The 12,079-nt window shown below is 74.9% G+C and carries 11 protein-coding genes; 6 read left to right on the top strand and 5 right to left on the bottom strand.

Going from position 1 to position 12,079, the window contains the following annotated elements; genetic code table 11:
- Positions 1 to 86 precede the first annotated feature (86 nt).
- Complete coding sequence (locus ACZ67Q_RS18395) at positions 87 to 1,463, bottom strand: sensor histidine kinase (RefSeq protein WP_471182991.1); 1,377 nt, start codon at positions 1,461 to 1,463, stop codon at positions 87 to 89.
- A complete protein-coding gene (locus ACZ67Q_RS18400) occupies positions 1,460 to 2,167 on the bottom strand; it encodes a response regulator transcription factor (RefSeq protein ID WP_471182994.1) in 708 nt (235 codons plus the stop codon). The genes ACZ67Q_RS18395 and ACZ67Q_RS18400 overlap by 4 nt, the downstream gene beginning before the upstream one ends.
- A gap of 142 nt (positions 2,168 to 2,309) precedes the next feature.
- Here ACZ67Q_RS18400 and ACZ67Q_RS18405 point away from each other — a divergent pair, with 142 nt between their 5' ends.
- Positions 2,310 to 2,831: a hypothetical protein gene (locus ACZ67Q_RS18405; RefSeq protein ID WP_471182996.1), complete on the top strand. Its 522-nt coding sequence runs from the start codon at positions 2,310 to 2,312 to the stop codon at positions 2,829 to 2,831.
- A 94-nt stretch (positions 2,832 to 2,925) separates the two neighbouring features.
- On the opposite strand, the gene ACZ67Q_RS18410 is transcribed toward ACZ67Q_RS18405, so the two are convergent.
- Together ACZ67Q_RS18410 and ACZ67Q_RS18415 are read right to left on the bottom strand one after the other, a co-directional pair.
- Entirely contained in the window at positions 2,926 to 3,795 is an 870-nt protein-coding gene (locus tag ACZ67Q_RS18410; protein WP_471182999.1) for a spermidine synthase, read from the bottom strand.
- 206 nt (positions 3,796 to 4,001) lie between these two features.
- Positions 4,002 to 4,442 carry a hypothetical protein gene (locus ACZ67Q_RS18415; protein WP_471183002.1) on the bottom strand — a complete coding sequence of 147 codons (441 nt, stop codon included), beginning with the start codon at positions 4,440 to 4,442 and terminating at the stop codon, positions 4,002 to 4,004.
- A 306-nt stretch (positions 4,443 to 4,748) separates the two neighbouring features.
- On the opposite strand from ACZ67Q_RS18415, the gene ACZ67Q_RS18420 reads away from it, so the two are divergent.
- Positions 4,749 to 6,197 carry a hypothetical protein gene (locus ACZ67Q_RS18420; protein ID WP_471183005.1) on the top strand — a complete coding sequence of 483 codons (1,449 nt, stop codon included), beginning with the start codon at positions 4,749 to 4,751 and terminating at the stop codon, positions 6,195 to 6,197.
- 144 nt (positions 6,198 to 6,341) lie between these two features.
- On the opposite strand, the gene ACZ67Q_RS18425 is transcribed toward ACZ67Q_RS18420, so the two are convergent.
- Positions 6,342 to 6,938 carry a histidine phosphatase family protein gene (locus ACZ67Q_RS18425; protein ID WP_471183007.1) on the bottom strand — a complete coding sequence of 199 codons (597 nt, stop codon included), beginning with the start codon at positions 6,936 to 6,938 and terminating at the stop codon, positions 6,342 to 6,344.
- Positions 6,939 to 7,155: 217 nt separating this feature from the next.
- Here ACZ67Q_RS18425 and ACZ67Q_RS18430 point away from each other — a divergent pair, with 217 nt between their 5' ends.
- The 4 genes from ACZ67Q_RS18430 to ACZ67Q_RS18445 all read left to right on the top strand — a co-directional run.
- Positions 7,156 to 8,088, top strand: a complete 933-nt coding sequence (locus tag ACZ67Q_RS18430) for a phosphatase PAP2 family protein (protein ID WP_471183010.1) — start codon at positions 7,156 to 7,158, stop codon at positions 8,086 to 8,088.
- On the top strand, positions 8,039 to 9,160 hold the full coding sequence (locus tag ACZ67Q_RS18435; RefSeq protein ID WP_471183437.1) for a hypothetical protein: 1,122 nt from the start codon (positions 8,039 to 8,041) through the stop codon (positions 9,158 to 9,160). Before ACZ67Q_RS18430 ends, ACZ67Q_RS18435 begins: the two co-directional genes overlap by 50 nt.
- The gene (locus ACZ67Q_RS18440) at positions 9,151 to 10,743 is read left to right on the top strand and encodes a hypothetical protein (RefSeq protein ID WP_471183012.1); all 1,593 of its coding nucleotides are present in this window, start codon (positions 9,151 to 9,153) and stop codon (positions 10,741 to 10,743) included. The genes ACZ67Q_RS18435 and ACZ67Q_RS18440 overlap by 10 nt, the downstream gene beginning before the upstream one ends.
- A partial coding sequence (locus ACZ67Q_RS18445) for an AAA domain-containing protein (RefSeq protein WP_471183015.1) occupies positions 10,740 to 12,079 on the top strand: 1,340 nt, incomplete at its 3' end. The genes ACZ67Q_RS18440 and ACZ67Q_RS18445, both read left to right, overlap by 4 nt.

Raw genomic sequence — 12,079 nt, forward strand, 5'->3', positions numbered from 1 at the left:
GTTCTTAGGCCGCGCTTAAGGAAGGGATCGGGACCGGTTAAAGGTAGAGACCAATTCGGGGGACGTAGAGACCAATCCGGGGGACGTCACCTCGTGGCGAGGCGGCGGCGCCGCCGTACGCTCCCCCGGTGACCGCGTCCCGCGGGGATACGGCGGCGGCCGTCCAGCTGGATCCAGATCCGCACCTCGGCGCCGCCCAGCACCGAGGACCCGACACGCACGTCACCGCCGGTGGACTCCGCGAGCCGGCGCACGATGTCCAGCCCGAGACCGGTCGAACCGTCGCTGCCCGAGCCCCGGCCGCGGGCCATCGCCGCCTCCGGGTCGAGTATGCCGGGCCCGGCGTCGGAGACGAGCACGATCACCGCGTCCTCGCCGTTGTGCACGTCGACGGCGAAGGCCGTGCCCTGCGGGGTGTGCCGGAAGACGTTGCCGAGCAGCGCGTCCAGAGCGGCCGCGAGGTCGGCGCGGGCCACGGGTATGCGCACCGGGCGTTCCACACCGGCCACCCGCCACTTGCGGCCCTCGTCCTCGGCGAGCGCCGACCAGAACTCCATCCGCTCCCGGACCACTTCGGCCGCGTCACAGCCGGCGCCGGGTCCGGCGGCCGCGGTCTGCGGCTTGGCCTCGCGCGCGGTACGGATGATGGTGTCCACCTCGCGCTCCAGCTGCGCCACGGCGGCCCGGGTCTGCTCGGCGGCGGGCGTGTCACCGAGCGAGGCGGCGTTCAGGCGCAGCACGGTCAGCGGGGTGCGCAGCCGGTGGGACAGGTCGGCCGCCAGCTCCCGCTCGTTGGCGAGGAGGTGGACGACCTGGTCGGCCATGGAGTTGAAGGCGACCGCCGCGAGCCGCAGTTCGGTCGGCCCCTCTTCCGGCACCCGCGCGCCGAGCTTGCCCTCGCCCAGTTCGTGCGCGCCCTCGACGAGCCGCTGCGCCGGGCGGACCATCCGCACGCCCAGCCGGTCGGCGACCGCGACGGAGCCGACGACCAGCGCCGCGCCGACCCCGGCGAGCACCGCCCAGGCCGTCCCCACGCCGTTGCTGACCTCGGACTCGGGGACGTACACCTCGACGACGACGGTGCCGAGGCTGAGCGCCACGGGCTGGAGCAGGACGGAACCACCGGGCACCTGAGCGGTGGAGGCGCGGCCCAGTCTGCGCACCGCCTCTATGTCCTCGGTGGTGGCGCGCCTGCGGCCGAGGTCGAGGGCGGCTTTGCCGTCGCCGGCCGGCAGGTGGATCGCCATGCCGTCGCCGGTGCCGGCCGAGGCGACGACCCGCTCCAGCTGCTCGCGGTCGGTGGTGATGGACAGCGCGGGCACCACGACCGCCGCCTGCCGTTCGGCGTTGGAGAAGGCGCGGTCGCGGGCCATCTCCTTGATGACGAGTCCGAGCGGCACGGCGAAGGCGACCACGACCATCGTGGTGACCGCCAGGCAGACCCGGACCAGGGCCCACCTCATCGCGGCGGCTCCGCTTCCTGCGGTGGTTCCAGCTTCACGCCGACTCCGCGCAGGGTGTGCAGATAGCGCGGGTTGGCGGCGGTCTCGCCCAGTTTCCGGCGCAGCCAGGACAGATGGACGTCGATGGTCTGGTCGTCGCCGTAGGACTGCTGCCACACCTCCGCGAGCAGTTCCCGGCGGGGGACGACCACGCCGGGACGGCCGGCGAGGAAGGCGAGCAGGTCGAACTCGCGGCGGGTGAGGTCGAGGCGCACCCCGTCCAGTTCTGCCTGGCGGCGCAGCGGGTCGACGGTGAGGCCGCCGACCCGGATGACGGTGGAGGGCGGCGCGTCGGCGGCGCCGGCACGGGCGCGGCGCAGTACGGCGGCCATGCGCGCCGACAGGTGCTCCGGGGAGAACGGCTTGGTGAGGTAGTCGTCCGCGCCGGCGTTCAGCAGCCGGACGATCTCCGTCTCGTCGTCCCGGGCCGTGGCGATGATCACCGGGACGTCGGTGATGCCGCGCAGCATCTTCAGCGCCTCGGAGCCGTCCAGGTCGGGCAGTCCGAGGTCCAGGATGACGACGTCGAAACGGAAATGGGCGACCTCGCGCAGCGCCTCCAGCGCCGTGCCGACGCTGCGCACCGTGTGGGTGGCGTCGGTCAGATGCCGGATCAGCGCCGAGCGTACGAACTGGTCGTCCTCGACCACGAGAACACTTGCCATGCGCCGCACCGTACGCCATGCGCGGGACGCCGGTGGGGGCCTGTGGACAACTCCGGGGCTGTGGAAAACCGGTGGTGTCACGAGGCCGGGCCCTGTCGGTCCGCGGGACACGGGAGTGACGGGTGAGGCAGTATGGCCCGCGATGCGCAGAGGACTCGTACACGTACTGGCGTGGTCGCTCGCCACGGGCGCGGCGGTCACGCTGTCGTGGTGGGGCGTGCACACGGTGATGGCGGGCACCGTCTACGACCCGCCGCGCGCCCTGCCGATCACGGCGGCTCAGGCGACGACGCAGGGGGCGGGGCCGCGGGTGTCGTCCACGGCCCGGTCCGCGTCGCCGTCCCGTACGCCGTCGCCCTCGGTGTCGCCGTCGCCGAGCCGCCGGCCGGCCGCCTCCTCCCGCCCGCCGGCCGGCTCCCCGAGCCCGTCCGCCACCGCCTCGGGCCGGGTCAGGAGCTACGACTCGAAGGGCGGCCGGGTGGTGTTCGACATCGGCCCCTCCAGCGCGTCCCTGGTGTCGGCCGCCCCGAACTCGGGCTGGTCGATGCAGTGGTGGAAGACCGAGACGTGGATCCGGGTGGAGTTCGCCTCGGGCGCGGACCGGGTGTCGGTGTTCTGCACCTGGCACGACGGGCCGCCTCGGGTCGACGTCGGCACGTATTGACGGCGGTGCCTGACCGCGGTGCCTGACCGCGTACTGCCGGCGGCGCCCGACCGTGTCCTGGCAGCGATGCCTGACCAGGTACTGACGGCGGCGCCTAACGGAACACCGACGGCGGTGGGGCCGGCGACGCGACGGCGGCCGCGTCGGTGACGGGGGCGGCGCCGCCGGTGAAGTCCCGCAGCGCCCTGCCGTGCTCGACACGGCCGGGGTGCGGATCGGAGGCCGCTCGGCGGGTCAGTTCGGCGACGGGCAACGGCACGTCGGACGCCACCAGCACCGCGTTGCCGAAGCGTTTGCCGCGCAGCACCGCCGGGTCGGCGATCAGCGCGAGTTCGGCGAACCGCGCGGCGGCACTGGCGATCTGACCGCGCAGGTGCGCCAGCGGCGGCCCGTCGGCGATGTTGGCGGCGTACACGCCGCCCGGTACGAGGGCCCGGCGGACCTCGTCCAGGAACTCGGTGGAGGTGAGGTGGGCGGGGGTGCGGGCGCCGCTGAAGACGTCCGCGACGAGCAGGTCCGCCCAGCCGTCCGGGACCTTGCCGAGGCCCTCACGGGCGTCGGCGGACCGGACGCGGATCCGGGCGGCGGGATCAAGCGGCAGCTCACGGCGCACCAGCTGGACGAGGGCGGCGTCCCGCTCGACGACCTGCTGGGTGGAGCGGGGGCGGGTGGCGGCGACGTACCGGGCCAGGGTGAGGGCGCCGCCGCCGAGGTGCACCGCGTGGACCGGTTTGCCGGGCGGGGCGGCGAGGTCGATGACGTGGCCGAGGCGGCGCTGGTACTCGAAGGAGAGATACGCCGGGTCGTCCAGGTCGACGTGCGACTGGGGCGCGCCGTCCACCAGCAGCGTCCAGGCCCGCGCCCGGTCCCGGTCGGGGACCAGCTCCGCGCGCCCGCCGTCGACCTGCTCCACGACTGCATCGGCCGCGGCCTGCCGGCGCCGGGGGTTCCTGGACTTGCCCATCCGGCCATTATCCGGGGTCGCGGCGTCCGGGAACGGCGGCGGGGCGACCGCGGGCGCCGGCACGGAGTGAGGGCAGGAGTGGCGGGCGTGGGGGGCGCCAGGTCAGGGGCAGGCTGCGGGCGCGCCGGACGGGTCAGGGGCAGGCATGAGGGCGGGGGCCCGCGGGGCAGGTCAGCGACAGGCCGAGGGCGAGGGCGCCGGGCAGGTCAGCGGCAGCTGTCCGCCGCCTCGATCAGGCGGGCCGCCTCGCCCAGGGCGCGGCGCAGGACCGCCGGGTCGGTCGCACCGTCGGCGTCACCGGGCGGGAGCAGCCAGGCGGAGCCGTCCACCGGCGATCCCGGCGCGAGGCGCAGCCCGCGGCCGTCGGTCTGGGTGCAGGTGCTGCCCGGAACGTCCCAGCCGGCCGCCGTGCCGGGCGGGACGAGGAAGGCGAGGGTGCCGCAGCCGTCGTCGTGCAGGACGGGGCCGACCGCGTGGGAGGCGCCGCGGCGCAGGATGTCGACGGCCTCCAGGCCCTGGCGGGTCGGCACGGTGACGAGGTCGCACGCGTCCGCGGTGCCGGGCGCGGCGCTGCCCCCCGGTCTCGGCGCGTGCGTCGCCGGCGTACCCGGTGCCGTACACGGTGCGATGCTCTGGCTGGTCTCCATCCCGGCCTCCATCACGCGATTCCTGGGCCCCTGTCGCGGACCGCCACGGCCGGTTGCGAGTGGCCTGTCGCGGTCCACCGGGTTCAACGCGCGGCCGTGTCAACGGCTACGGCGAAAGTCCGCCGCAAAGGATGGCAGTTCATGGCAGATCGTGGGTGGGATATCCGGTTTGTAGCTAAACACTGCGTGGCGGGCCGACCACAGCAGGTACGTTCTTGCCGCCGGACAACAGGGCGATCACCCCGAACAGGGGCAACTCGCCCCGGCTCCGGCATGGTTCGACGGTTCGCACGAGAGGACCCGGCCATGGCGTCGTCAACGGTGAACGCTGTCCCAGCGTCCCAGCCCAACCGGCCACCGCGGCCCAACCTCGTCTTCCGGCAGCTGCGCGGAGCACGCTCACCGGCCGAGTTCGCCGCGCTGGTGAGGCGCGCGGCTCGGGAGATCGGTGAGCAGGTCAGCTGCGACGCGCGCTACATCGGGCGGGTCGAGGCGGGCGAGATCCGCTGTCCCAACTACGCCTACGAGCGGGTGTTCCTGCACATGTTCCCGGGCCGCACGCTCGTGGACCTGGGCTTCGCACCCCGCTCGGCGGTACGCGGGCGGGCGGCGCGCGTACCGGGCGCCGGCGGCGCTGAACCGGGCGGGGGCGTCGAACCGTATGAGCCGCAGGACCCGTATGACACGCACCACCACGACCATGAGGAGAGCGACGTGCTGCGTCGCGCATTCATCAGCGGCGGAGGCGCCACGGTGGCCGCCGCCTCGCTGGGCCCCATCAAGCTCGCCCCGGACGCCGTGGCGTCCCCGCGCCCCGCGGACCTTGTCCGCCTCGCACGTCCCGCCCGCCGGGTCGGGGCGAGCGAGGCGGGCGCGCTGGAAGAGGCCGTCCGCAGGATCCGGGTGCTGGACGACCGGCACGGCGCCGACGGTCTGTACCGGAGGGCGGCCGCCCCGCTGCGCGCGGCCTACGCGCTTCTGGACGCCGGTGCGACCCGGCAGGCGACCGCGGACCGGCTGCACGCGGGCGCGGGTGAGCTGGCCATCTCGGTGGGGTGGCTGGCACACGACTCGGGTCGCTTCGAGGACGCGCGCTCGCACTACGCCGAGGCGCTGGCCACCGCGCGGATGACCGGGGACGCGGGGCTGGAGGCGCACGCGTTCTGCAACATGGCGTTCCTGGCGCGGGACGCCGGGAGACCGCGGGAAGCGGTGCGGGCGGCGCAGGCCGCGCAGCGGGTCGCCCGTCCGCTGGGGTCGGCGCGGCTGATGTCGCTGCTGGCGCTGCGCGAGGCCGGCGGCTGGGCGGGGCTCGCGGACCGGTTCGGGTGCGAACAGGCGCTGGCGCGGGCGCAGGCGCTGTTCGAACGGGGGCCGTCGGACGCGGACCCGGAGTGGATGAGCTTCTACGGCGAGGCCGAGCTGGCCGGTCTCGAGGCGCAGTGCTGGTCGACGCTCGGGGACTGGGACCGGGCGGCGCGGCAGGCGCGGCGGGCGACGCGGTTGCAGGATCCTCACTTCACGCGGAACACGGCGCTGTACACGGCGGAGCTGGCGGACGACCTGGCCCGGGGAGGCCGACCGGACGAGGCGGCCGCGGCGGGGTTGACGGTGCTGGGGCTGCTGGATCAGGTGCAGTCGTCGCGGGTGCAGAGCATGTTGGCGGGGACGGCGCGGGTGCTGTTGCCTCACCGGCGGGCTTCGGGGGTGGGGGCGTTCCTGGAACGGCATGCGTCCGTGCCGCGGGGTGTTTGACCGACACGGTTGTTCGTTCATCTGCGGGTACGTCGTGGTTGCTCGCGCAGTTCCCCGCGCCCCTTTTCCCCACCCCATCGCCTCCCCGCCGTCGGCGGGTGCGGCAGCGTCGTGGCGCGCGCGGATGCGGGTCGACCGGGTCGGTCAAGCGGCGAGGTGGCCCACGTCGTTCCAGGATTCGAGGGCCGGTTCGCCGTAGGCCCAGCCGAGGGTGGAGAGGGACGTCGGGTTCAGGCGGATGCGGGACGCGAAGTCCACAGGGAGCCCCAGCCAGCGGGCGCCGATCGCGCGGAGGATGTGGCCGTGGGCGAAGATCAGGACGTCGCGGTCCGCCGAGCGGGCCCAGGCGACGACCTCGTCGGCCCGCGCGGTCACCTCGGCCAGGGTCTCGCCCTCGGGCACCCCGTCGCGCCAGATGAACCAGCCGGGGCGCAGCGCCTGTATCTCGGCCGGGGTCAGGCCCTCGTAGGCGCCGTAGTCCCACTCCATGAGCGTGTCCCAGCGCGTCGCGCGGTCGCCGAAGCCGGCCAGCTCGCACGTCTCACGCGCGCGTGCCAGCGGGCTGGTGCGGACCTCCACGTCGGGCAGACCGTCCAGCGGCGCGCGGTGCAGCCGCTCGCCGAGCAGCTTGGCGCCGCACCGGCCCTCCTCCAGGAGCGGGATGTCCGTCCTGCCGGTGTGCCTGCCGGACAGGGACCACTCGGTCTGTCCGTGCCGTGCCAGCAGGATGCGCGGTGCCATGCGAGGAGCCTTTCGGGTCCGGAAGGGGATTCCTCTCCATCATCGCGTACGGGTGTGGCGGGCAACCTGGCGGGCGGTCGTGGCGTCTTCCTGGGCCGGGGGCGGCCCGCCAGGGGTGCCGCCCACGCCGTAGAGTGACTCCCCCGCATCCGCCGGGTGATCCCGGCGCGCGAAGACCCGCGAAACAGCAGTGAGAAGAAGGGGGAGGGCGAATCGGATGCCGCAGACCGAGTCACCAGGCAGCGAGGCGGGCCCGGCGACCCGGTTGCGCTGGTGGACCGAGCTCCCTCTGGTCCTGCTCGTGTACGGCTGCTACTCGGCCGGCCGTCTGCTCGCCCGCGGTGACGTCTCCGACGCCGTCGATCACGGGCTGGCCCTGCTGCGGGTCGAGAAATTCCTGCACATCAACGCCGAGCACCCGCTGAACCGGCTGTTCACCCGCACCCCCTGGCTCGGCATCCCGGCGGACTTCTGGTACGCCTCGCTGCACTACCTGGTCACGCCCGCGCTGCTGGTGTGGCTGTTCCGCGCGCACAGCGCCCACTACCGGGCCGCCCGCACCTGGCTGCTGACGTCCACGTTCCTCGGGCTGATCGGCTTCACGCTGATGCCGACCTGCCCGCCGCGTCTGCTGGCCGCCGGGTACGGCTTCGTCGACACGATGGCCCACTACAGCTCGTACGGCTGGTGGGGCGGCGAGGCGAGTGCGCCGCGCGGCATGGGCGGCATGACCAACCAGTACGCGGCGATGCCGAGCCTGCACGTCGGCTGGGCCCTGTGGTGCGGAGTCATGCTGTGGCGCCACGGCCGCGGCCGGACGGCCCGGATCGCCGCGGTGGTCTATCCCTTGGGGACCACCCTCGTGGTCATGGGGACCGCCAACCACTACCTGCTCGACGCCGTCGCCGGTGTCGCCGTGATGGGTCTCGGGCTGCTGCTCGCGCCCGCCGTGCTGCGGCTCGCCGACCGGGTGCGGGGCCGGTTCGCGGACGGCTCTTCCGGCGCTCCTGCCTCGATTGTCAGTGACGGATGCCAGACTTCGGCGGGTGAGCGAATTCCACGGCAGCGCGCAGCACGGCCCGGAGCCGACGCCGAGCCGGGTGCCGCCCCCACGGACACCGGGGACGGCGCTCCGGCACCGGCTCGCTGAGCTGCGCGGACCCGACGTACCCGCACGGGCGCTGGACGCCCGCGCCCTCGCGGCCCTCGCCGCCAACCCGGGCTGCCGGCGGCGCGCGCTCCTCGACGGCGCCGGGGTGGACAAGGCGGCGCTGGCGGGCGCGCTCGGTGCGCCGTCGGTGTTCGGGCAGTCGCAGTTCGCGCTGACGCGTGGCAACGCCTTCGAGGCGAAGGTCAAGGCGGACGGCGGCGCGGAGCTGCTGCGGCTGGTGCGGGACAAGCTCGATCCGGGCGCCGAGGTGCCGGAGCGCACCTCGGCGCCCGATCTGACCGCGCCCGGCCCCGCGGGGCGCACGGCGCGTACGGCGCTGGCGCTGCGGGAGGCCGTCGAGGCGGGCGGCTGGACCCTGCTGGACCATCCGATGCTCGCCCTGGAGGTCGCCGGTTCCCCGGCGTTCCTGGAGCCGGACGCGGTGGTGGTGCACCCGGACGGCAGCTGGACGGTCGTCGAGATCAAGTCCTTCCCCATGCTGGACGGCTCCGCCGATCCGGCGAAGGTGGGCGCCGCCGCCCGGCAGGCCGCCGTGTACGTGCTGGCGCTGGAGGAGGTCGCGGGCCGGATGGAGTCCGTCCCGCGGGTGCGGCATCGCGTGCTGCTGGTGTGCCCCAAGGACTTCTCCAACCTGCCGACCGCCGCCGCGGTCGACGTGCGCAAGCAGCGTGCCGTGACCGGGCGCCAGCTGGCCCGGCTCACCCGCATCGAGGAGATCGCCGACGCCCTGCCCGAGGGGACGTGCTTCTCCCCCGAGCTGCCCGCCGAGCAGCTCACGGAGGCCGTCGAGTCCGTGCCGGCGACGTACGCCCCCGAGTGCCTGGCCGCCTGCGAGCTGGCCTTCCACTGCCGCCGGCGGTCCCGTGAGGCCGAGGCGGTGACCTCGCTCGGCCGGGTCGTGCGCGCCGAGCTGGGCGGACTCGCCACCGTGCCCGAGGTGCTGGCGGCGGCCCGCGGTGAGGCCGGCGACCCGGACGATCCGGCGGTGGCCGCGCTGCGGCGTGCCGCACAGCTGCGGGCCGAGGCGCTCGAGGGGGCCGCATGTCGCTGATCGACACGCTCGCCCGGATGGAGGCGGTCAGCAGCGGGCGCGCGCAGCCCGCCGCGACCGTCCGGCACAGGCATCTGTCCGACCGGCCGCTGGTCCTCGTGCCGCTCACCACGGCCGGTGAGGCGGGCGCCCCGCTCGGCGCGCTGGTCGGCACCGACCGGGACACCCCGCGCCTGCTGGTCGTACCGCAGCCGCGTGACCGGGACCTGCGGTTCGCGTTCCTGGCGGAGCTGGCCGATGTCGTCCTGCCCTATGTCGAGTCCTACGGCGAGGTGGTGGAGGGCGCCGAGCGCACCGAGACCGATCCGGAGACCGGCAAGCGGGTCAAGGTGGAGGTCGAGCTGTGCGCGGACGCCCCGCAGCTGATCGTGCCGAGCAGGGCCGGCGTCGAGCTGGTGCGGCTGCTGGGGCGTTCGACGCGGTTCAGGCGTACGGCCGAGCAGGAGCCGGAGACGCCGTACCCCGCGCCGCCCCGGGTGCCGCTGCTGGGGCGCTGGTTCACGCACTACGCCGAGCGGGCCCGGGTGCCCGGCTCGTCGCTGCTGCTGGCCCTCACCGAGGTGCTCGCCCGGCACTGGGCCACCGGTCAGTCCGGTCTGGAGGACCAGCATCTGGGGGCGCTGCTGGCATGGATCGATCCGCCGGAGGGCGTCTCGGGTGCCGAGGCCGCCCTGGAGGCGGAGCTGGCCAGGGACGCGGGAGGGCAGTTGCGGTGCCCGCCGGCCGGGCCGGCCACCGATCCGGCGTTCGACAACAAGCTGCTCGCCCCCGCCATCGAGCGCTACGACCGGGCCCGCACCGCGCTGGCCGCCGCCGAGGACGGCCTGGAGGCCGACCAGCGGCTCGGTGCGCTCGGCCGGGCCGAGGAGGAGATCCGGGGGCTCGTCGCGCAGGTCACCCTGCCCACCTGGGACAAGGTCTGGCGCGGGCTCGATCTGCTGCGGGCGCTGCCTCCGGGCGCGCATGTCGAGGAGCGGTGGACGCGGGACCGCTGGTCGTTCACCGGGCACCGGGACCGGGTGCTGGCCGGGGAGCCGCCGCAGCCGCGCCGTGACGACGCGGTGACCGCGGCGAACAAGCTCGCGGCGCGCGAGCGCGAGCAGGCCCGGCTGGAGGCGCAGGAGGCGCTCGACGACCCGCTGGTGATGGCGGGGCGGCGGCTGGCCGGGGAGGCGTTCGCCGGTGAGGTGACGGACGTGACCATGGCCTACAGCGAGGGCAAGCGGCCCAGCCCGCGGCCGCTGGTGACCGTGCGCACGGACGACCGGCCGCATCTGGGCGAGCGGGTGAAGGTGTACCGGTCGCTGGGCGGGCGGCCGCAGACGGCGGAGTTCGTCGGCGCCGAGGAGGACGGCGCGCTGCTCGTGCTGCGGATCCTCGACAAGATGGGGCGCGGCAAGGAGGCCGAGGAGGGGTCGGTGCCCGAGAAGGGCGACCGGGTGTGCTTCACGCTGTTCGAGCACGAGCAGCGCGGCGGGGCGAAGCTGCCGGACCCGGAGGACACCCCGTGGACGCACGGCGGGCCGCCCGGTGAGCAGGCCGCCGAGCCCGCCGATCCCGTCACCGAGGAGGACGTGCTGTGACCGTGACCGAGACGGCCTTCGATCCGGGGGCGGCCGCGACCCGGGCCACGGACGCGATCCTCGCGGACACGCTGCACGGCACCGCGCGCGGTGTCGTGGTCGACTCCCCGCCCGGCGCGGGCAAGTCGACGCTGGTGGTGCGGGCGGCGCTGGAGCTGGCCGACGCCGGGCGCCCGCTGATGGTGGTCGCGCAGACCAACGCGCAGGTCGACGACCTGGTGCTGCGGCTGGCCGAGAAGAACCCGGAGCTGCCCGTCGGCCGGCTGCACAGCAGCGACGCCGACGCCTACGACCGGGCCCTGGACGAGCTGGAGCAGGTGCGTACGTCGGCGAAGGCGGCCGATCTCGCCGGGCTGCCGGTGGTGCTGTCCACGGCGGCCAAGTGGGCGCATGTGAAGGTGGACGAGCCGTGGCGGCACGCGATCGTCGACGAGGCGTACCAGATGCGCTCCGACGGTCTGCTCGCCGTGGCGGGACTGTTCGAGCGGGCGCTGTTCGTGGGCGACCCCGGGCAGCTCGACCCGTTCTCGATCGTGGGCAGCGAGCAGTGGGCGGGTCTGTCGTACGACCCGTCGGCGTCGGCGGTGACGACCCTGCTCGCGCACAACCCGGATCTGCCGCAGCACCGGCTGCCGGTGTCCTGGCGGCTGCCGGCCTCCGCAGCGCCGCTGGTGTCGGACGCGTTCTACCCGTACACGCCGTTCCGCAGCGGCACCGGTCCGGGCGACCGCCGGCTCGCCTTCGCCGTCCCGTCGGACGGTTCGGGCCCCGACCGGGTGATCGACGAGGCCGCGGCCTCCGGCTGGGGGCTGCTGCAGCTTCCGGCCCGGCACACCCCGCGCACGGACCCGGAGGCGGTCCGCGCGGTGGCGCTGGTGGTACGGCGGCTGCTGGACCGGGGCGGGGCGGCGGTGTCGGAGCGCTCGACCGAGCCGTCCCCGCTGACCACCGACCGGGTCGCCGTCGGCACGGCGCACCGCGACCAGGCGGCGGCGGTCCGCGCGGCGCTCGCCGAGCTGGGCGTGTCCGACGTGACGGTCGACACGGCGAACCGCCTCCAGGGGCGTGAGTACGACGTGACGGTGGTGCTGCACCCGCTGTCCGGCCGCCCCGACGCCACGGCGTTCCACCTGGAGACCGGCCGCCTGTGCGTGCTGGCCTCCCGTCACCGGCACGCGTGCATCGTGGTGTGCCGCGCGGGCGTGGAGGACCTCCTGGACGACTACCCGTCGACGGAACCGGTCCAGCTGGGCACGCTCGTGAAGTTCCCGGACGGCTGGGAGGCGAACCACGCGGTGCTGGCACACCTGGCCGAACACCGGGTGTCCTGGCGCCC

It is taken from the genome of Streptomyces sp. NPDC036813 (genome assembly GCF_055609245.1).

Excerpts from the sequence above, each read along its gene's own strand:
- ACZ67Q_RS18395 (WP_471182991.1), bottom strand. The coding sequence starts at position 1,463 with ATGAGGTGGGCCCTGGTCCGGGTCTGCCTGGCGGTCACCACGATGGTC.
- ACZ67Q_RS18400 (WP_471182994.1), bottom strand. The coding sequence starts at position 2,167 with ATGGCAAGTGTTCTCGTGGTCGAGGACGACCAGTTCGTACGCTCGGCG.
- ACZ67Q_RS18405 (WP_471182996.1), top strand. The coding sequence starts at position 2,310 with ATGCGCAGAGGACTCGTACACGTACTGGCGTGGTCGCTCGCCACGGGC.
- ACZ67Q_RS18410 (WP_471182999.1), bottom strand. The coding sequence starts at position 3,795 with ATGGGCAAGTCCAGGAACCCCCGGCGCCGGCAGGCCGCGGCCGATGCA.
- ACZ67Q_RS18415 (WP_471183002.1), bottom strand. The coding sequence starts at position 4,442 with ATGGAGACCAGCCAGAGCATCGCACCGTGTACGGCACCGGGTACGCCG.
- ACZ67Q_RS18420 (WP_471183005.1), top strand. The coding sequence starts at position 4,749 with ATGGCGTCGTCAACGGTGAACGCTGTCCCAGCGTCCCAGCCCAACCGG.
- ACZ67Q_RS18425 (WP_471183007.1), bottom strand. The coding sequence starts at position 6,938 with ATGGCACCGCGCATCCTGCTGGCACGGCACGGACAGACCGAGTGGTCC.
- ACZ67Q_RS18430 (WP_471183010.1), top strand. The coding sequence starts at position 7,156 with ATGCCGCAGACCGAGTCACCAGGCAGCGAGGCGGGCCCGGCGACCCGG.
- ACZ67Q_RS18440 (WP_471183012.1), top strand. The coding sequence starts at position 9,151 with ATGTCGCTGATCGACACGCTCGCCCGGATGGAGGCGGTCAGCAGCGGG.